Annotated in this window: 14 protein-coding genes; 7 read left to right on the top strand and 7 right to left on the bottom strand. The window is 36.2% G+C overall.

Features of this window, described 5'->3' with window-relative positions:
* Positions 1-95: 95 nt before the first annotated feature.
* Entirely contained in the window at positions 96-2732 is a 2637-nt protein-coding gene (gene mutS / locus EKM03_RS02595) for a DNA mismatch repair protein MutS (protein ID WP_199741548.1), read from the bottom strand.
* Between the two features lie 158 nt (positions 2733-2890).
* On the opposite strand from mutS, the gene EKM03_RS02590 reads away from it, so the two are divergent.
* The 3 genes from EKM03_RS02590 (at position 2891) to EKM03_RS02580 (ending at position 7679) form a co-directional block, all read left to right on the top strand.
* A complete protein-coding gene (locus tag EKM03_RS02590) occupies positions 2891-3334 on the top strand; it encodes a DUF1573 domain-containing protein (protein ID WP_126458656.1) in 444 nt (147 codons plus the stop codon).
* 68 nt (positions 3335-3402) lie between these two features.
* On the top strand, positions 3403-3939 hold the full coding sequence (locus tag EKM03_RS02585; RefSeq protein ID WP_126451746.1) for an RNA methyltransferase: 537 nt from the start codon (positions 3403-3405) through the stop codon (positions 3937-3939).
* Between the two features lie 20 nt (positions 3940-3959).
* Entirely contained in the window at positions 3960-7679 is a 3720-nt protein-coding gene (locus tag EKM03_RS02580) for a T9SS type B sorting domain-containing protein (RefSeq protein ID WP_126739834.1), read from the top strand.
* A 10-nt stretch (positions 7680-7689) separates the two neighbouring features.
* Here the strand turns inward: EKM03_RS02580 and folK are convergent, their stop codons facing one another.
* Positions 7690-8826 carry a 2-amino-4-hydroxy-6-hydroxymethyldihydropteridine diphosphokinase gene (gene folK / locus EKM03_RS02575; RefSeq protein WP_126458650.1) on the bottom strand — a complete coding sequence of 379 codons (1137 nt, stop codon included), beginning with the start codon at positions 8824-8826 and terminating at the stop codon, positions 7690-7692.
* A 136-nt stretch (positions 8827-8962) separates the two neighbouring features.
* Here folK and sppA point away from each other — a divergent pair, with 136 nt between their 5' ends.
* A complete protein-coding gene (sppA, locus tag EKM03_RS02570) occupies positions 8963-10723 on the top strand; it encodes a signal peptide peptidase SppA (RefSeq protein ID WP_126562758.1) in 1761 nt (586 codons plus the stop codon).
* 186 nt (positions 10724-10909) lie between these two features.
* A complete protein-coding gene (locus tag EKM03_RS02565) occupies positions 10910-13522 on the top strand; it encodes an AsmA-like C-terminal region-containing protein (protein ID WP_126739833.1) in 2613 nt (870 codons plus the stop codon).
* A 235-nt stretch (positions 13523-13757) separates the two neighbouring features.
* Here the strand turns inward: EKM03_RS02565 and EKM03_RS02560 are convergent, their stop codons facing one another.
* Positions 13758-14552 (bottom strand): DUF2797 domain-containing protein, encoded by a 795-nt coding sequence (locus EKM03_RS02560; RefSeq protein ID WP_126562754.1) that lies wholly within the window; start codon positions 14550-14552, stop codon positions 13758-13760.
* A 95-nt stretch (positions 14553-14647) separates the two neighbouring features.
* Here EKM03_RS02560 and EKM03_RS02555 point away from each other — a divergent pair, with 95 nt between their 5' ends.
* Together EKM03_RS02555 and EKM03_RS14945 are read left to right on the top strand one after the other, a co-directional pair.
* A complete protein-coding gene (locus tag EKM03_RS02555; protein ID WP_126739832.1) occupies positions 14648-16171 on the top strand; it encodes a GH3 auxin-responsive promoter family protein in 1524 nt (507 codons plus the stop codon).
* Between the two features lie 10 nt (positions 16172-16181).
* Complete coding sequence (locus EKM03_RS14945; RefSeq protein ID WP_158614910.1) at positions 16182-16331, top strand: hypothetical protein; 150 nt, start codon at positions 16182-16184, stop codon at positions 16329-16331.
* Positions 16332-16389: 58 nt separating this feature from the next.
* On the opposite strand, the gene serB is transcribed toward EKM03_RS14945, so the two are convergent.
* The 4 genes from serB to EKM03_RS02535 form a co-directional block, all read right to left on the bottom strand.
* Entirely contained in the window at positions 16390-17625 is a 1236-nt protein-coding gene (serB, locus tag EKM03_RS02550) for a phosphoserine phosphatase SerB (protein ID WP_126562749.1), read from the bottom strand.
* Between the two features lie 162 nt (positions 17626-17787).
* Positions 17788-19020: an ATP-dependent Clp protease ATP-binding subunit ClpX gene (clpX, locus tag EKM03_RS02545; protein WP_126515929.1), complete on the bottom strand. Its 1233-nt coding sequence runs from the start codon at positions 19018-19020 to the stop codon at positions 17788-17790.
* An 86-nt stretch (positions 19021-19106) separates the two neighbouring features.
* Positions 19107-19781 carry an ATP-dependent Clp endopeptidase proteolytic subunit ClpP gene (gene clpP, locus EKM03_RS02540; protein WP_073351820.1) on the bottom strand — a complete coding sequence of 225 codons (675 nt, stop codon included), beginning with the start codon at positions 19779-19781 and terminating at the stop codon, positions 19107-19109.
* 408 nt (positions 19782-20189) lie between these two features.
* Positions 20190-21515 carry a trigger factor gene (locus EKM03_RS02535; protein WP_126562747.1) on the bottom strand — a complete coding sequence of 442 codons (1326 nt, stop codon included), beginning with the start codon at positions 21513-21515 and terminating at the stop codon, positions 20190-20192.
* Positions 21516-21990: the final 475 nt, after the last annotated feature.

Raw genomic sequence — 21990 nt, 5'->3', positions numbered from 1 at the left:
TTTAAGACATTTATTGAATTACACAAGCCTTTTTTATGAAAAATTCACAGATTAAAGTTAACGTTCTGATAACCTAAACTTTAAAACAAATAAAATCATTTTCTAGTCAGCATTCTTTTAATTTCATTGAGTTTCATCAGCGCTTCCATAGGCGTAATGGTATTGATATCGAGATTTAGGATCTCTTCTTTAATTTCTTCCAATAAAGGATCATCCAGATTAAAGAAACTCATTTGCATTTGCTCCGCCTGTTCGCCTTTCAGGCTCGAGCCATCTTTTGCTGCCTTAATCCCGTTCAGCGCATCGCTGGAATGATTCTTTTCTAATTTTTTTAAAAGCTTCTGTGCTTTCAAAATAACGATTTGAGGCATTCCGGCCATTTTTGCCACATGTATTCCAAAACTATGGGCACTTCCTCCTTTTACCAATTTTCGAATAAAAAGCACGGTATCTTTCAATTCTTTGACAGCAACATTATAATTCTGAATTCTTGGCAGTGATTCACTCATTTCATTCAACTCGTGATAATGCGTTGCAAATAATGTTTTGGGTTTTGAAGGATGTTCGTGTAAGAACTCCGCAATTGCCCATGCGATTGAAATACCGTCATACGTACTCGTTCCTCTCCCAATTTCGTCCAAAAGGACTAAACTCCTATCCGAAATGTTATTCAAAATGGAAGCTGTTTCATTCATTTCGACCATAAAAGTAGATTCTCCCATCGAAATATTATCACTTGCTCCTACTCTAGTGAATATCTTATCGACAATTCCCATTCTCACGCTGTCTGCAGGGACAAAACTCCCCATTTGACATAAGAGTACAATCAAAGCGGTTTGACGTAAAATGGCTGACTTTCCAGACATATTTGGACCCGTAATCATAATCAGTTGCTGCGTTTCTCTATCCAAGAAAACATCATTAGCAATATAAGGCATGCCAAGTGGTAATTGTTTTTCGATAACAGGATGTCTTCCGTTTTTGATTTCCAGTTCGAATGTTTCGTCCAGTTCCGGACAAATATATTTATTTTCGATGGCCAATTGGGTAAAAGAACACAAACAATCCAGTTGCGCTACTAAATTAGCATTCATTTGAACGGGTTTTATATACGTGGCAATCCAACTCACCAATTGTTCAAATAACTCTACTTCTATCTTATGGATTTTCTCTTCGGCACCGAGTATTTTAGTTTCGTATTCTTTTAATTCTTCCGTAATATAACGCTCTGCATTAACCAAAGTTTGTTTCCGAATCCATTCCGCAGGAACTTTATCCTTATGCAGGTTTCGTACTTCAATATAATAACCAAAAACGTTGTTAAAAGATATTTTCAACGAGGAAATTCCTGTCAACTGCGATTCTCGTTTTTCGATTCCGTCCAAAAATTCCTTTCCGGAAGTTGATATTGCCCGCAAATCATCTAACTCTGCATTGACCCCTTTGGCAATCGCATTCCCTTTGGCAATAGCCACAGGAGCATCTTGATTGAGAATCGTTTTTATCTTTTCACGCAACAATTCACAGTTGTGCAAACTATCACCAATTACTTTTACAGCTTCCTGCGGGCTTTCCAGCGCCAAGGTTTTTATTGGAATAATCGCATCTAATGATTCTTTTAGATACACAACCTCGCGAGGCGAGACTTTTCCGGCGGCAATTTTCGAAATCAAACGTTCCAAATCAGAAATTTGCTTGATTTGATTTTGGATGTTTTTCAGGACGTCCTGATTATCTTTTAGATACGAAACTACTTCATGTCTACTTTTTATTTTAGCACTGTCTTTCAATGGCAATGCCAACCAACGTTTCAACAAACGTCCCCCCATTGGTGAAAGCGTTTTATCAATAACATCTAGCAATGTCACCGCATTGGGATTGTAACTATGGTATAATTCCAGATTGCGAATCGTAAAACGATCCATCCAGACATAAGCATCTTCGGCAATGCGTTGAATCGAGGTGATATGCTGCACCCGATTGTGCTGCGTCTCGGATAAATAATATAAAATCGCTCCTGAAGCAATAATTCCTTCTTTCAGGTCTTCGATTCCAAATCCTTTCAAAGACACCGTTTGAAAATGCTTGGTTAAGGTCTCGAATGCATAGTCTTCTTTGTAAATCCAATCCTCCAGATAAAAACTATGATAGTCGTCTCCGAAAATCTCTCGAAAATCATTTTTATTATTTTTTGGAATCAGAACCTCGCTGGGATTAAAATTCTGTAAGAGTTTGTCAATATATTCCGCATTGCCTTGTGCCGTCAAAAATTCACCGGTAGACACATCCAGAAATGAAATCCCTATGGATTTATTGGCAAAAAAAACAGCTGCTAAAAAATTATTCGTTTTAGACTGTAAAACCTCATCATTCATGGAAACACCGGGAGTTACAAGTTCAGTCACGCCGCGTTTCACGATGGTTTTAGTCAGTTTTGGATCTTCGAGCTGATCACATATCGCTACACGAAGTCCTGCTTTTACTAATTTTGGCAAATAGGTATTCAAGGAATGGTGCGGAAAACCGGCAAGAGCCGTCTCGGTTTCAGAGCCCGCTCCACGCTTGGTCAATACAATTCCTAATATTTTAGAGGCACGAACAGCATCCTCCCCAAATGTCTCATAAAAATCCCCAACACGAAACAACAAGCACGCATCCGGATACTTCCTTTTGATCTCGTTGTACTGTTTCATTAACGGAGTTTCTTTAACTTCTTTATCTTTAGATGCCAATTGTATTTGTGTTTAAAAATGAAAAAATATCAGCGAATTTATAGATTTTAAAGCAAATAAATAACCTCCTTAAAAAATTAACCTTTTTTTTAAGAAATATTTAAGGCCTAATTTATTTATTTTTTTTAGATTTGTGACTCTATTAAATTGAAACACACATGAAAAAAATAATTGCCTTCGCTTTACTAGTGGTTTTAGGAGTAACGACTTCTAATGCACAAGAAACATCAAAAAAGATAAAAGCGACTAGCGCCACACTTGCCAAAGTAAATGGAGCAGGAATGGTTTTTGTAACTGAAACCATTGATTATGGTACTATAGCACACAACGCTGAGGGCCGCCGTGAATTTGTATTCACTAACAACGGTAACAAACCCTTAATCATAACTAATGCTCAAGGTTCTTGTGGTTGCACCGTGCCAACGTATCCAAAAGAGCCAATCGCCCCGGGTGCAAAAGGAGTTATTGGAGTAAAATATGATACTTCAAGAGCAGGTCAGGCATTTACAAAAACCGTTACGTTGACAACAAATGCTACTGTTCCTAATAAAACATTGACGATAAAAGGAAACGTTTTAGCAGCACAACCTGCAAAAAGCTAAAATTTTAACGAATACATAAAAAAGCTTCCATTCATTTCGGAAGCTTTTTTTTTGAATACTTTACACACATGAGAAAACTCGAAAATAGTGAACTGGATCGAAAATCCGTTGAGGGTTTTAAACAATCTGAAAAAACACCCCTTATTTTGGTATTAGATGACATTCGAAGCCTGCATAATATTGGCTCTGTTTTTAGAACTGCCGATGCCTTTTTAGTCGAGAAAATATTTTTATGTGGCATCACCGCCACACCGCCACACAAGGAAATTCATAAAACAGCCCTTGGTGCTACTGAAACAGTAACTTGGCAACATCAGGATAATGTTCTTGAAGTTATCGAAAAATTAAAAACAGAAGGCGTTATCACGCTAGCTATAGAACAAGTACAAAGTGCCGTTTTTCTTCAAAATTTTAAAGTTAAAAAAGGAGTGAAATATGCTTTGGTTTTTGGGAACGAAGTCTACGGAGTTTCACAGGAAGCGGTTGCATTATGCGATGGCTCCATCGAAATCCCACAATTAGGCACCAAACATTCTTTGAATATTTCCGTAAGTGCCGGCATTGTGGTTTGGGATTTATTTCAAAAAATGAATTGGCCAAAATAGAAAATTAGTACTTTTATAGAATGAAAACAACTGTTTTTTTTAAAATAATTCTAGCACTTTCACTTTTCATAACAAAGACAGCTTATGCAATTGATCCCCCTGTAATTAAAGCAACAGGAAATCAAATTTATTGTCCAGGAACCTCATTAAATATTGTAAAAACAATAAATATTAGTTTTGACCCCGATGAACCAACTACTGATGCTGTTACAATTCAAATTTCTTCTGGGTATACTGCTGGAGATTTATTAACGCTAACAGGTTCTCACCCATCTGTTTCATACAATTGGATTGTATCAGAAGGAATGCTGAAATTGTCAAGCACAACTGGAGGCAAAATTCCTTATGCTGATTTTGAAGCTGCAATCAAAGATATTAAATTCTACAATAACAATACTTCTCCATCAGGAAATAGGACTTTTTCAATCAGCTTAGGAACAGGACAACTTAGTTACTTGCCCAGCAATGGTCATTATTATGAATATGTTGCTTCTTCTGGCATTAATTGGACAAGAGCCCGAAATGAAGCCGCAGTCAAAAGATATTATGGCCTACAAGGTTATTTAGCCACTTTAACAGTCGCTGATGAAGCACAATTAGCCGGAGCTCAAGCACCAGGAACAGGATGGATTGGCGGAAGTGATGCCGAAACTGAAGGAACATGGAAATGGGTTACTGGACCAGAAGCAGGAACTACTTTCTGGATGGGAAAAAATAACGGAACAACAACAGCTCCTTTTTATTATGCCAATTGGAACTCACCTAACGAACCAAATGACTCCAGAAATAATGAAGATTACGCTCACATAACTTCTTCGGCAGTAGGAAACCCAGGGACTTGGAACGATCTTCCGGAACAAGGAGATCCACCAGGGAACTACTACCCTAATGGTTACATAGTTGAATACGGCGGTATGCCCGAAGATCCTGTACTTCAAATTTCAACAAGTACTACAATTACAATCGCAAAAATTACAACGACAACACCAAGCCCTATTTGTGCTTCAGCGACATGTACACTTCAAGCAAGTTCTACAACTGGAACAATAAACTGGTATGATGCTGAAACAAATGGAGTTTCTCTTGGGACTGGTAATAGTTTTACAACTCCTCCACTTTATACCACCACAACCTATTATATTGATAACGGCTGTACTCCGAGAACTCCAATTATAGTAACTGTAAATCCATTGCCGATTGCAAATCCGGTAATAATTCCTAGACAATGTGATGACAATCAAGATGGAATAATCACTTTTAATACTGCTGTTCTTGAGACAACTTTATTAGGAAATCAAACAAACATAACCGTCACTTATTTTGACCAAAATAATAATCCGCTAAAAGATTCAAACGGAAATTTGGTAACTAGTCCCTTTCCTGCTAGTTTCACAACAACATCACAAACCATAAAAGCTGTTTTGACAAACAATTATTCTTTACACTGTTCTAAAGAAACAACTATTAAATTTATCGCAGACGATTTACCCGAAGCTTTTGCCGTTCCTGCATCCTTAACCACAACTTGTGATGACGAACCAAATCCATTAAATCAAGATGGTAAATTTGCTTTTGACACTGCTACATTTGAAGCTTTCATTCTAAAAGGACAAACCGGAATGATGGTTAACTATTTTGATAAAAATGGATATCCATTATCAAGTCCACTCCCAAATCCATTTGTAACTGCAACTCAAAATATTTTAGTAACAGTAACAAATACAGCAAACACAAACTGCACCGCAACTACAACTTTGAATTTTGTTGTTAATCCTTTGCCAATTGTCAACGATGTTACAATTATTCAATGCGATACTGACTTGATTTCTGACGGAAAGACTCTTTTTAATTTGACAGTAAATAACAAACTAATTTCCGCAAATTATACCAATGAACTTTTTACTTATTATACTTCACAATCAGGAGCTAGTAGTGGTTTTTCAACCGATTTAATTTCAAATGATTTGGCTTTCGAAAACACAACAGCATCGACAATGAATGTTTGGGCGAGAGTTGCCAATAAAATTAGCGGTTGTTATAGCGTTGCCAAATTAACATTAAAAGTCCCAGCTACCAATCTTCTTTCTTCCTATAAAATCACAGTTCCTCCTGTTTGTGATGATTTTTTAGACGTTATTAACAATAATAGAGACGGAATTGCAACTTTTGATTTCTCTTGGACAAAAGCCACTATACAAACTCAATTACCAACAAACCAAGCTTATACTATAAACTATTTTAGAAACCAAGCTGATGCCTTAGCCGAACTCAATGTGATTGCGGATATTTCAAATTACAGAAATATTGGTTATCGCGATTCTCAAGATATCTGGGTCCGGGTTGAAAGTAGTTTAGATAACGCTTGCGTTGGTTTAGGGCCTTATATTACTCTAAAAGTCGAGGCTTTACCTATTGCTAATTCTGTTGCAATTCCAAGACAATGTGATGATAACAACGATGGAATATTTTTATTCAACACTTCCTCACTTGAATCTGATTTATTAAAAGGCCAAAACAACGTAACGGTTACTTATTTCGATCAAACCAATAATCCTTTGAAAGATGCCAACGGTGATTTGATCATGAGTCCATTTCCGGTAAATTTTCTTTCCACTTCGCAATCCATTAAAGCTGTGATAACTAATAACACGCCGCAACAATGTTTTGAGAAAACTATAATAAATTTTGTCGTAGATGTTTCTCCAAAAGCATTTTCTATTTCTCCATCTTTGATAACAGCTTGCGATGACGAAGCGAACCCAATAAATCAAGATGGGAAGTTTGCCTTTGACTCCTCAACATTCGAATCCACCATTTTAGGCGGACAAACAGGAATGATTATCAAATATTATGACCAAAATAATGTCCTTTTACCAAGTCCATTGCCTAATCCTTTTATAACAGGGACTCAAAATATTACAGCAACAGTAATAAATCCACTAAACACTTCTTGTACTACCACCACAACTTTAAATTTTGTTGTTAATCCAATACCGAAAATTAACTTGAATGCCAATGGTAGTGAAAATGAATTGGTTTGTTCTAATCTTCCCAGTTTTTTTGTAACTCTGGATGCTGGGATTCAGGATGGGTCTCCCACAAGCAATTACACCTACATTTGGTCAAAAGACGAAACTATCTTGATTGGTGAAATAGCCCCAATTCTTTCAGTAAACGCCGAAGGAAATTATGCTGCCCAAGTAACAAATAGGTCAGGTTGCAGTAGAATTCGAGCCATAAAAGTTACCGCTTCTGATTTGGCACATATCAAAAGTATTGATATTGTAGATTTAACCGATATAAATACAGTAACCATAGAAGTAACAGGCAAAGGAAGTTATGAATACAGCATTGATGAACCCAATGGATTTTGGCAAGACTCCAACTTCTTTACCAATGTTCCAGCTGGAGTTCATATTGTTTATATTAATGACAAGAATGGATGCGGTCCTGTTTTTCAAGAAATTGTAATTGTAGGTGTGCCGAATTTTTTTACACCAAACGGTGATAGCTATAATGATTATTGGAATATAAAAGGAGTGAATGAAACTTTTAATTCAAAATCCATCATCTACATTTATGACAGATACGGAAAACTTATAAAACAATGGATTCCTTCAGTAAATTTGGGTTGGGATGGCACCTTTAACGGAATCCCTTTACCTGCAGATGATTATTGGTTCACCTTAAAACTGGAAGATGGCAGAGAAAAAAAAGGTCACTTTTCGCTAAAAAGATAATTTTCAAATTTTAAACCTTAATTTTCTTTTGGATTTCTTCTAAAATATACAAATAATCTGCTTGATTTTTTACGAAATCCCGATCAGAAACATCAATAATCAGCACATTCAAATCGGTTTGGGATTTAATGTAATCCAGATAACCACTGTTGATTTTATCCAAATATTCAGCCGGGATTTTTTGTTCGTAGCTTCTGCCACGTTTCTTAATATTTTGTAGCAGTCTTTCGGAATTTTGATACAAATAAATATACAAGTCCGGTTTTGGCATTTCTCTGTAAATGATATCAAAAAGATTGCGATACAGGCGGTATTCGTCCTCGGCCAATGTTATTTTGGCAAAAATCAACGATTTAAAGATATGATAATCGGCAACCAGAAAGTCTTTAAACAAATCAAATTGTGCTAAATCATCTGATAATTGCTGGTATCTATCTGCAAGAAATGACATTTCAAGTGGAAACGCATACCGGTTTTGGTCTTTGTAAAATTTAGGTAAGAAAGGATTATCTGCAAAACGTTCCAATACTGTTTTTGCATTAAAATCCTCAGAAATTTTAGTAGCCAAAGTTGTTTTTCCTGCTCCGATATTCCCTTCAAAAGCAACATAATTAAATTGCTCCAACGGAACATTCTGCAAAGGATTCACTAAATTCTGAACTACTGTACAAACACTTTCATCTGGAGACAAAGCCAATAATTCCGAAATATTTTTTTGAAGAATGGGATGCTTCCAATCTAAATTTAAGTCCTGCACGGGTAACAACACAAAATTCCTGTTCTGCATTAAGGGATGTGGAATTTGGAGTTTTTCAGTAGTAATAACTTCCGAGTCGAAAGCAATCATATCTACATCAATTGTTCGTGATTGATACCCCTGCGCCTTTGTTCGCAAACGTCCCAATCGTTTTTCCACTTTTAAAATCTGTGTTAGCACTTTATGAGCCGAATTAAAAGTATGCAAAACCAATGCACAATTATAAAAAGCATCACTTTCAAAACCCCAAGCAGGAGTTTCATATAATTTAGAAACTTTGATTACCGTCCCTATTTCCTTATGTATTACTTGTAAACAATGTTCGATATTTTCCAATCGATTCCCCTGATTACTTCCTATCGATAAAATGACCTGATGCTGTGATTTCATAATTAGATGCAAATTAACTAAAGAATTTTAGAATTAGCAATATATTTGTATCCGGTGTTGCTAATCAAACTTGGAATTTTCCCCCACGGCTTGTAACATTTCAATGTTTTGTACGACTTATAAAAAAAATATAATTATGAAATTTTTAGGAAATGTATTAGCGACTATTATAGGTATTTTTGTTTTCTTCATGTTATTCTTTTTTGGAATAATCCTTGTTGGAGCCATTTTTGGCGGTGAATCTGAAGGCGTTACGATAAAAGACAATACTGTTATTGAACTGAATTTAGAAGACATACAGAATGATTATGCCGGAAAATACAAAGATCCGTGGATGACTATTTTTTCAGAAAACAAAAAAGTAGGTTTATCTGATATTATCAATGCCGTTGAAGCGGCTGAAACGGATGATGATATCAAAGGAATTTCTATATTGAACAATGTTTCATCGCTAGGAATGGCTCAGAGTAAGGCCTTGAGAGATGCTTTGGAACACTTTAAAAAATCAGGAAAATTCGTCATGGCTTACGCCAACTCCTATTCGCAAAAAGAATATTACTTAAATTCTGTGGCTAGTCCCATTTATATAAATCCTGTGGGAGATATGGATTTCAAAGGACTTTCTGCTGAACTTATGTTTTTTAAAGACTTTCAGGAAAAATCAGGTCTAAAAATGGAAGTAATCCGCCATGGAAAATACAAAAGTGCTGTGGAGCCGTTTTTAGAAAATAAAATGAGTGATGCCAATAGAGAACAAACGACAGCTTTACTGAATTCTGTTTGGAACTCCATCACCACTGACATTGCTAAAAGCAGAAACATCTCTGTGGCTAAATTAAATGAAATTGCCAACGGACTTCTTGCAAGAACTCCGGAAATGGCAAAAAACCAAAAATTAGTAGATATCATTGCTTATGAAGATGTGTACCATAATGCCATACGAAAAGTGCTTAATGTAACTACAGATAAGGAATACAACAAAGTATCTGTAATTGATTATGCACAGAAAATCGCTACCACTTCCCAAAGTTCTGACAGCACGGATGAAATTGCCATTATTTATGCCCAAGGAGAAATTATGGGCGGAGAAGGAGATGTCAATGTGATTGGTGAAGGTTCAATGCGTCGCTCGTTACAAGAAGCTCGAAAAAACAAAAATGTAAAGGCAATTGTACTTCGCATTGACAGTCCGGGCGGAAGTGCTTTGACCTCAGATTTGATCTGGAGAGAGATTGAACTGACTAAAAAAGTAAAACCCGTAGTCGTTTCTATGGGTAATTATGCGGCTTCAGGCGGGTATTATATTGCGTGTAATGCCAACACTATATTTGCTGAAGCAAACACAATCACTGGTTCCATTGGTGTTTTTGGAATATTGCCAAACTTTACGCCATTAGCCACTAAAATAGGAATATATACGGAACAGGTTAAAACACATGAAAATTCCGCCAATTACAGTCCTTTTGTTCCCATTGATGAAAACTTCAAAGCAGTTACGCTGGAAGGTGTGGAACACATTTACAAAACTTTTGTAACCCATGTGGCTGAAGGACGCAAGATGACATTTGCACAAGTAGATGCTATTGCGCAAGGTAGAGTTTGGACAGGTTCAGAAGCCTTGAAAATTGGACTCGTAGATAAAATTGGAGGATTAGATGATGCTATTGCGAAAGCGGCTTCCTTGGGGAAAACAAAAAATTACAGCACTCAAAATTATCCGGAATACGAGAAAAACTTTGATGATCTTTTAGCAAATCTTCCTTTTGCAAAATCGAAAGCAGATTTTATAAAAGAAGAAATAGGGGAAGAAAATTATCGTATTATGCAGGAAATTAAAAAAATACAAATGCAAAAAGGCGTTCAAGCCTTAATGCCGTTTGAAATTAACATGCATTAAAGAAAAAGATAAAGCTGCTATTAAATCCGTTTTTGCATTTGCTTAAACGGATTTTTTCATACAATATAGTTAAAGTATTGTTTATAAAAACACCATAAAAGTTACACTGTCCTAAAAATACTATTTTTGTAAAGGAATACAAGGCACCATTTTTGCCAAAGATATAAATCTAAAGACATTCAAATCATGCTAAAGAAAGTTTTAAAAATCATCGGAATACTCGTTATCCTGCTCGTCTTGACTTTATTTGCAGCTCCTTTTCTGTTTAAAGACCAAATAAAAGCCAAAATTTCTCAAGTCATCAATGAAAAGGTAGATGCCAAAGTCACTTTTGCAGAAGCGGATTTAAGCTTATTCAAAAATTTTCCTAATGCAAATGTAACACTGGAAAAACTAGTCATCATAAACAAAGCTCCTTTTGAAGGCGACACATTGCTATCACTGGGCGAATTGAATTTAAAAATGTCTATTAAGGAACTTTTTAAAGCCAAAAATGAAGCGATAGTTATTGACGGAATCACTTCGAAAAACGGATTAATAAATATCATTTTCAATAAAGACGGACTAGGGAATTATGACATTGCATTGAAAGAGAAAAAAACGGCAGCCGATGGAACAAGCAGTCCGTTATCCTTAAAAATCCAAGAGTATAAAATCGAAAATTTCAAGTTTCGTTATTTTGACGAAAGTTCAAAAATAAAAATGATTGTCGACAGTTTGAACCACGAAGGAACTGGAGATTTTGCAGCCCAAAAATTAGATTTGGTAACCAAATCTACTGCAAAAATATCGCTGGATATGGAACAAGTCAATTACATGAAAAATGTTGCCTTGACTCTGGACGCAGTTTTGGGAATCGATTTAGAAAAAAGTAAATACACCTTCAAAGAAAATAAAGCGTTAATCAACCAATTGCCGCTGGAATTTGATGGATTTATTCAAATGGTGGAAACCGGTCAACAGTATGATTTGAAATTTAAAACACCTACTTCCTCCTTCAAAAATTTCTTGGGAATAATTCCTGCAGCCTATGCCTCACGCTTAGACAACGTAAAAACAACCGGTGATTTTACGGTGGCAGGTTTTGCAAAAGGTTTGTATTCTGACACAACAGTGCCAAAATTTAATATAGAAATCGCTTCCCATAATGCTTCCTTTAAATACCCTGACTTACCAAAAACGGTTCAAAACATCATTATTGACACAAAAATCACCAATGAAACCGGAATTTTAAATGACACGTATGTCAATATTGACCAACTTTCTTTCAAGATAGATCAAGATGTTTTTAATGCCAAAGCCAACATCAAAAACATTACTCAAAACGCACTAGTTGATGCCATGTTAAAAGGAACTATCAATTTGTCCAATCTTTCTAAAGCGTATCCTATAAAACTCGATAAGCCATTATCCGGGATTTTAAAGGCTGATGTGACTACAAAATTTGATATGCAATCAGTAGAGAAAAGTCAATATGAAAACATTAAAAATGCGGGAACCATGAGTGTGTCGGGTTTTAATTATGCGGATGAAAACGGCAAAACCATTAACATCAGCAATGCCTTGATCCAATTTAATCCTAGTCAAGTCAATTTGAAAGAACTGAATGCGACTACCGGAAAAAGCGACATTAGTGTAACAGGGGTATTAGAAAACTTTTACGGATTTATATTTAGAAATCAAGAATTGAAAGGAAACTTTTATATGAATTCTAAACAATTGGCCATTGACGATTTTATGACAACTGGTGAAACGACTAAAACGGCAACTAAAAAAGCAGATGCCATGAAGATTCCTGCTTTCTTAAATTGTACGCTTACCGCAAAAGCGACTACGGTGCTATATGATAATCTGACTCTGAAAGATGTTTCGGGAAAACTGATTGTGAAAGATGAAAAAGTGACTTTAGAAAATATAAAAACATCTATTTTTGGGGGAACTATTGCGGTGAATGGAGCTGTTTCCACAAAAGGAAAAACACCGGTTTTTAATATGGATTTAAAATTAAATCAAGTCGATATTGCGCAATCCTTCAACCAACTGGATCTGTTGAAAAAAATTGCTCCAATTTCCGGAATCATCAACGGGAAATTAAATTCAAGCATCAAATTGAACGGGAATCTTGATGCAACAGCACTGACTCCTGACTTGAAAACCCTTACTGGAGATTTACTAGGACAACTGCTTTCCACGACTGTAAACTCAACTAATTCGACTTTGCTGACCGCTTTAGGTGCTAACTTGAAATTCATTGACGTCAGTAAAATCAATTTAAATGATTTGAAAGCGGCAGTTACGTTCAAAGATGGAAAAGTAAATGTAAAACCTTTTGATATCAAGTACAAAGACATCAAGGCAACCATTGGAGGAACGCACGGTTTTGACCAAAGCATGAATTATAATTTAAAATTTGATGTTCCCGCTAAATATTTAGGTTCAGAGGCCAATGCTTTAATAGCAAAATTATCTGCTGCAGATGCGGCAAAATTAGAAAGCTTTCCGATAAATGCTGTATTGGTGGGTAATTTTACAAATCCAAAAATCACAACGGACATCAACAGTGCGGTAGCTAAATTGACCACTCAACTCGTAAACCAACAAAAAGACAGACTGGTAAAACAAGGAACGTCCGCTTTGACGGATTACATCAATAAAAACAAAAAGCCAGGAGACACGACAAAAACGGCCACTCCTAAAATTCCGGTAACTAAGGAAGAAGTAAAATCTAAGGCCGCAGCATTATTAAACGGATTTTTTAATAAGAAAAGTAAAGCAGTAGATACGACAAAAGTAAACTAAAGTAACTTTACAAAATATAATAAAGAGGATTTTAGGTGATGAAATTCCTCTTTTCTTGGCTAGCAATATTGGGTTTGTGATTTGTCTGCATGGTGTTTTCGTGTAGCTGTACGTGCGTAAAGGATGGTAGCGGCATCCTTTTATGAAGCGCAGCGGAGTAAAAGATACAGCGGACAGCCTGACCTTTTTTTAAAATTTTTATTTTAAAAAAAGGATACGCCCAAAATTATATTACTTAAACCGCAATTGTAACCATATACCCTTCGGAACCACGGACATTAAAAACGGTTCCGTCTTCAAAAAGTAAATATTGCCCTTTTATTCCGGTAAGCTTCCCCTGAAACTGTGGTGTTTTATCTAAGCTCAAACTGTTTACCTTGTTTGGATACTGCAAAACGGGGAAGTGCATCTCATACAAATCGTTTTTTTGCGAATAAAAATATTCCTGAACTTCGGTTGGAATAAGATTCTCAACCTTCAATCGTTCTGCGATTAAGTCAATTTGCTCCACATTGTTAGTCAGCATTTTTCTCCAATTGGTTTTATCGGCATAATGTTTTTTCAATGCTACCTCGGTAATTCCTGCTAAGTATCTATTAGGGACTTCTACAATAGAAATGGCTTGGGTTGCGCCCTGATCAATCCATCGGGTTGGCACTTGCGACTTGCGGGTAACACCTACTTTGACTTCGCTGGACAAAGCCAGATACACAATATGCGGTTGCAATTGTACTTTTTCTTCATACGCTAAATCCCGATCCTGAATTCCAAGATGGGCGGTGCTCAACTCCGGTTTCATAATCCAATCGCCAACAGCTGCACTGGAATAGAAACAATCATAACAAAATCCCTGACGGAATATTTTTTTCTTCTTGCCACAATTCAAACATTGATATCCCACAAAATTGATTTCCAGTTCTTTATTCAACAACTGATTCACGTTTAAAAAACTATTCTCAAAAACCAAGTAATATTGAATTGGATTTCCAAATTCAGTTTGCATTTTTGTAAGTACACCTTCGTATGTCATTGTGATTAAAGTTTCCCGTTTAACACATCTAGTTAAACAAATTTTGTTATTTTTGGTAAAGTTATAACTCATAATTCATAATTCATAATTTAAAAATGCCACTAACCATAATCAATTCGTTTGCCTCTTGGGTTCTCAAACAAAGAATCCATCAGATCGAACTTTTCCTGAAATATCCAAACGAGGTTCAGGAAGAATTGCTCATGAATTTAATTCAGTCATCTAAAAATACTGTTTTAGGCAAACAATATGATTATGCTTCGATTCATTCCTATGCCACTTTTGCCGATAGAATTCCGATCTCTACTTACGAAGAATTACAACCATTGATTGAAAGAACCCGTAAATGTGAGCAGAATGTTTTTTGGGAAACTCCCATAAAATGGTTTGCCAAATCCAGTGGAACCACAAATGCCAAAAGCAAATTCATACCCGTAAGCAACGAGGCCCTGGAAGGATGTCATTATAAAGGCACTAAGGATTTGTTGTGCTTGTATTTGAATAATAATGAAGATTCAGAACTGTTTCTTGGAAAAAGCCTGCGTCTTGGCGGAAGCTCTCAAATCTATGAAGACAACAATACGTTCTTTGGAGATTTATCCGCCATATTAATCGAAAACATGCCTATTTGGGCTGAATATAGCAGTACCCCAAGCAACAAAATTTCCTTGATGAGCGAATGGGAAACTAAAATTGCTGCCATTATAAACGAAACTAAAAACGAAAATGTAACCAGTTTTGCCGGAGTTCCTTCCTGGATGCTGGTTTTAATGAATAAAATGCTCGAAGAAACCGGAAAAGGAAATCTATTCGAAATTTGGCCAAATTTGGAAGTTTACTTTCACGGCGGCGTCAATTTTGAACCATACCGGGAACAGTACCAAAAAATACTCCCAAAAAAAGAATTTAAATATTACGAAATATACAATGCTTCCGAAGGTTTTTTTGCCATTCAGGATTTAAATAATTCCAGTGATTTATTATTGATGTTGGATTACGGAATTTTCTATGAATTCATCCCAATGGATACTTTTGGGACTCCGGATCAAAAAACGATTCGATTGGCAGATGTGGAATTGTTCAAGAATTATGCTTTGGTCATTACCACCAATTCTGGTTTGTGGCGCTATTTGATTGGTGATACTGTTCGTTTCACCTCATTGAATCCATACCGAATTCGGGTGACGGGAAGAACCAAGCATCACATTAATGTTTTTGGTGAAGAATTGATGGTTGAAAATACCGATCAGGCTATAGCCAAGGCGTGTAAACTAACCCAAACGGAAGTAGTCGATTACACCGTTGCTCCTATATTTATGGAAGGCAAAGAAAAAGGTGCCCATGAATGGATGATTGAATTTAAAAACCCTCCAGCTGATGTATCACAATTCCAGAAAGCATTAGACGAATCCATACAATCTTTAAACTCCGATTACGAAGCCAAACGCTATAACAATATGACTTTGAATCCGCTTGTGATCAATGTAGCACGAAAAAATTTATTTTACGACTGGCTAAAAGATCGTGACAAACTAGGCGGGCAACATAAAATTCCGAGATTATCAAACCAAAGGGATTATTTGGAACAACTGAAAAGTATGCAGTTTCAAAGCGTATAAAAATGATGAGATGAAAAAAATTCTTTATATCCTGTTGACAGGAATTTTCTTGAGTTCCTGCGGACCACATAGAATGCGTTGTGGCGCCAGAGGAATTTGTAAATCTCCCGAAAAACAAACAACAGAAAAACCTGAAAAAGTGTTTGCCGTTAAAGCATAAAAAAAGCTATCCAAAAATCACTTTATAGATAGCCTTTTTTTATAATTACTGCAGTATTTTACTCCTCCATCATATCAATATGCCTGTCGTGATAGCCTAACAGGTACAAAACACCGTCGAGACCCAAGCTGGAAATAGAACTTTCTGCTTTTTCTTTTACCGTAGGTTTAGCATGAAAAGCAATTCCTAAACCTGCCAAATTCAACATAGGCAAATCATTGGCACCATCACCAACTGCAATAGTTTGGTTGATATGAATGCCTTCCTTATCAGCAATCGCCTGAAGGTATTCCGCTTTCTTTTTACCATCCACAATTTCACCTAAATAGTTACCTGTCAATTTTCCGTCTTTAATTTCCAATTCATTCGCATGAACATAATCAATACCTAATTCTTTTTGCAGGTACTTCCCAAAAAACGTAAAACCTCCGGACAATATAGCGGTTTTATAACCGTAATATTTCAAGGCCTTCATCAAGCGATGTGCTCCTTTAGTAATAGGCAGATTCTCAGCAACTGTTTGCAGTACCTCTTCACTCAAGCCTTCAAGCAAGGCCATGCGTTGCTTGAAGCTTTCGCTAAAATCGATTTCACCATTCATGGCTGCTTCTGTGATTGCTCTAACTTGCTCTCCCACACCCGCTAACTCTGCCAGTTCATCAATTACTTCGGTTTGAATTAGCGTCGAATCCATATCAAAACACACCAAACGGCGGTTTCTTCGGTACATATTATCTTCTTGAAAAGAAATATCCACATCTAACGTTCTGGAAATTTCCATAAAACTGGCGGTCATAAACGTTTTGTCGACAATCGTTCCTGTAACCGACAATTGTATGCACGAACGAGGGAATTCTTCTTTATCAATAATAGATACCCTGCCGGTTAATCTTTTAATTGCATCAATATTCAAATTTTGGTTGGATAGTATTTTGGTTACTGCCGCCAATTGTACAGCCGTTAAGGTTTCTCCTAAAACATTGATGGTGTAGCGTTGTTTGCGCTGCGCTTTGACCCAAATTTCGTAATCTGCAATGGATATAGGAATAAACTTGACTTTGACACCCAATTCGTATGCTTTAAATAACAAGTCTTTTAAAACTGGACCAGAAGAAGAACCCGCTTTTATTTCAAATAAAATACCTAAAGAAAGCGTATCATGAATATCCGCTTGTCCAATATCTAAAATAATAGCATCATAAGTAGCCAAGATGGATGTTAAACCAGCAGTGACTCCCGGTTTATCTTGTCCAGAAACTTTTAATAAAATTACCTCTATCTCGTCTTTTTGCATCTTATATATAATTGATTTAGAATGTACAAAAATCGACAATCTGACGTTGATAAAAAATAATAATGTTCCTTTTTTTGAACAATAACAAATAGTGTAATTTCCCCATAAAAAAACCTGTTCAAATGAATGAACAGGTTTATATTTTTAAGAAAAATGCATTTTTTACGATGCAATCTCCAAACGCTTCAATAAATTTTTATTCAACGTTTCTTTAGCATAAGTTACGTCAATTTCTAATACTTTATCATCAGAACTAGGCAATTCATACATCGCATCGGTCAAGATAGCTTCACATAACGAACGCAATCCACGAGCGCCTAATTTATATTCTAATGCTTTATCAACAATAAAATCCAGTGCTTCATTGGTAATCGTGAATTCAACATCATCCATCAAAAACAACTTCTCGTATTGTTTGATTAACGCATTTTTAGGTTGTGTCAAAATTGCACGCAAGGTTTCTCTATCTAAAGGATCCATGTGTGTCAAAACTGGCAAACGACCAATAATCTCTGGAATCAAACCAAAATCTTTGATATCCTTTGGAATAATGTATTGCAACAAATTGTCTTTGTCAATATTGTCCACATTTTTTGAAGTAGAATAACCCACCGCTTGACGGTTCAATCGTTTCGAAATTATTCTTTCGATTCCATCAAAAGCACCACCGGCAATAAACAAAATGTTTTGTGTATTTACCTCCACAAATTTTTGGTCCGGGTGCTTACGTCCTCCTTTTGGTGGTACATTCACAACCGTTCCTTCCAACAATTTCAATAATGCTTGTTGCACCCCTTCACCGGAAACATCTCGCGTAATAGAAGGATTGTCACTTTTACGTGCAATTTTATCTATTTCGTCAATGAATACAATGCCGCGTTCTGCTTTGGCCACATCATAATCAGCAGCTTGCAAAAGACGTGTCAAGATACTTTCAACATCTTCCCCAACATAACCTGCTTCAGTAAGAACTGTCGCATCAACAATCGCTAAAGGCACATCCAACATTTTTGCAATGGTTTTAGCCACCAATGTTTTTCCTGTTCCTGTTTGTCCCACCATGATGATGTTACTTTTTTCAATCTCAACCTCATCGTCTAATTGCTGTTGCATCAAACGTTTGTAGTGATTGTAAACCGCAACCGACATCACCTTTTTAGTTTGATCTTGTCCAATCACATATTGATCCAAGAACGCTCTGATTTCTTTTGGTTTCTTTAAAATCAAATCTCCAACCAGCTTTGAACTTCCACTAGATTTTATTTCTTCAAGAACAATCCCGTGCGCTTGTTCAATACATTTATCACAGATATGTGCATTGATCCCAGCAATCAATAATTGGGTTTCTGGCTTCTTTCTTCCACAAAACGAACACTCTAATACTACTTTTGCCATTCTTTTAAGTCTAAAGTCAAAAGTCGTAAAGTCGAAAGTTCCTAGCATTGCTTTAGACTTTCGACCTTAGACTTTCGACTATATTTTTATCCTCTTATTAAAACTTCATCAATCATTCCGTATGCTTTTGCTTCTTCGGCGATCATCCAATAATCACGTTCGCTATCCGTATGAACCTTATCGAAAGTTTGTCCGGAGTGGTGAGAGATAATTTTATACAACTCATCTTTAAGTTTCAACATTTCACGTAAGTTGATTTCCATATCCGTTGCTACTCCTTGCGCTCCACCTGATGGTTGGTGAATCATTACTCTTGAATGTGGCAATGCCGAACGTTTTCCTGCTGCACCGGCGCATAAAAGCACTGCTCCCATGGAAGCTGCCATTCCGGTACATATGGTTGCTACATCTGGTTTAATGTATTGCATCGTGTCATAAATTCCTAATCCTGCGTAAACGCTTCCTCCTGGAGAGTTCAAATAAATTTGAATATCTTTAGAAGCATCGGCACTTTCAAGGAATAACAATTGTGCTTGAACGATGTTTGCAATTTGGTCGTCTATTCCTGTTCCAAGGAATATAATTCTGTCCATCATCAATCTGGAGAAAACGTCTAATTGTGAAATATTCAACTGACGTTCTTCAATGATATAGGGAGTCATGTTTTTAGGAGTCATTGCGCCTACAATTTTATCGTAATACATAGAGTTTACGCCGTGGTCCTTTGTAGCAAATTTTTTAAATTCTTTACCGTAGTTCATATTTTTTTGTTCTAAGTTTTACGTTATATCTTGTCTATTTCTTTTAATGCAAAGGTCATACCTATTTACAAATGATGTCAATATGTCTTATTTGTAGCCCAGATGGGAGTAAAAAGCTTTTTGAATTCCGTTTTTAAGTTTTTTTATTCTTGCAAAGCGACTGAAAGAAGCTCTTGCAGGAATTTAAAAAACTAAAACGGAAGAAAAAACTTGTAACGTACAGCTGGATTGGCTCCCGCAACTAATTGAAACAAAAGAGCGTCAAAAAATATTTTTTCTGACGCTCAAATATAACTATTTTTTATTGTTTTATATTTGTAATAGAATCTTAAAATTTGAAACAACTAACGAAATTGTTTCCGTCTTTTCAACTTTTGACTTTATGACATTTGACTTTACGACTAAAATTTATTCTCCGTAAGACGCTGCAATAAATTCGTCATACGTTACTTCTTTAGTGGTAGGATTTGCTTTTTCTTTGAATAATTCCAATAATTTATCAGCAACAACTTGGTCCGAAAGTCTTTTCACTTCGTCTTGGTTTGACAAAACTCTTGCTACAATTCCTTGAACTTCTTCGTCAGTAGGATTTGTTTGTCCGAATTGTGCCATTTGCTGACGGATGTTTTTTGTAGTGAATGTTTTCAAGTCTTCAAAAGTGATTTTGATGTCAGATTGAGCCATAGCTCTACCTTCGATCAATTGAAAACGCAATCCTTTTTCAGAACGTGCATATTCAACTTCAGCCTCCTCAGGAGATAATTTTTTCTCCCCTACAGTTTGCAACCATTTTTTAAGGAATTCAGAAGGTAAATCAAATTTGGTGCTTTCGATCAAAAACTCCGTAACATCCCCTAATAATTTTTGATCCGCTTGTTGTGCAAATTGAGTTTCGGCATCTTCTTTGATTTTCGCTTTCAATTCTTCAAGTGAAGAAACAGTTCCAGCACCAAACAATTTGTCGAACAATTCTTGGTTCAATTCTGCTAATTCAGCCGTGTTGATCGCTTCGATTGTGAAGTTCACTTCAACCTCTAATCCGTGAACGTCATCATGACTTACTTTCATCACGTCCATCAATTGGTGGTCGTCTTCAAATAAACCTTTAGTATTTACAGTCACAACATCTCCTGCTTTTTTACCGATGAATAAATCAAAAGTCGCTTTGTCTTTAAAAAGATCAGCAGCAATAGTGGTCGCGTTATTAATTCCTTTTTCTTCGTTAGTGAATGTTCCAGTTACATCTGAATCTGCAGCAACAACTTCTTGAGGAATTGCAGTTCCAAATTGTTTTTGGATTCTTTCCAACTGGCCTTCAATCATTTTATCATCCGCTGAAACCACATATTTAACGATGTCATTTTTAGCTTCAAGATCCAATTCGAAATTAGGAACCAATCCTATTTCATATTCAAAAACCAATTCTTCAGCACTCCAGTCAAAGTCTTCGTTTACTTTAGCAAGTGGCGTTCCAAGAAGGTTTAATCTTTCTGATTGTACGAAACGCTCCAAAGCTAAATCTACCACTTTCTGAACTTCTTCTTGTTTGATTGCTTTACCGTATTGTTTTTCAACAAGATCTTTAGGCACAGCTCCTTTTCTAAATCCTTTAACCGTTGCCAAAGGCATTTTTTCGTTTATTCTTTTTGCAACTTGTCCTTTGTAATCCATGTGAACAACAGTCATTACAATTGTTTCCGTCACAGCGTCTATTGCTACTCTTTTGATATCCATCTTCTTCTTTAATTTACATAATAAAATTGGACTGCAAAATTATAAAATTTTTGCAACCCAAACAAGTTTTTAGTCCCGAACCTTCGGGATTGAATTTTAGGCAGTTATTTGACAAAATCACAGGTTGGAAAAGGAAACTAATTTGGGCGTGTCCCTCCAGATTGCTTCGTCGTCCCTCCTCGCAACTACGGGTCAGGCTGTACGTTCCCGCTTTTTATCGCCTGCCAAAAAAAGGCAGCCCATAAAAGAGCTCCACTGCCATCCTTCACGCGGGTCGTAGGATTCAAAATTATGACGTGGGTTTGATAGTTTGTAAGAAAAAATTTTAATATATTTGAAAACAGATAAAACGAAATAAAATAGCGTAAAGCCAACCCAAATTGAATGTATAAGCGCTACTTTGTATCGGGTATATACAAGTTGGGCAATATTTACTCACAGAAAATCAGATTAACCATTTAAATTAATACAAGAA

This window comes from Flavobacterium sp. GSP6 (genome assembly GCF_003984855.1).
Classification (GTDB): domain Bacteria; phylum Bacteroidota; class Bacteroidia; order Flavobacteriales; family Flavobacteriaceae; genus Flavobacterium.
The sequence above is the reverse complement of the archived record's forward strand: the minus strand, read 5'-3'. Positions and strand labels throughout refer to the sequence as shown.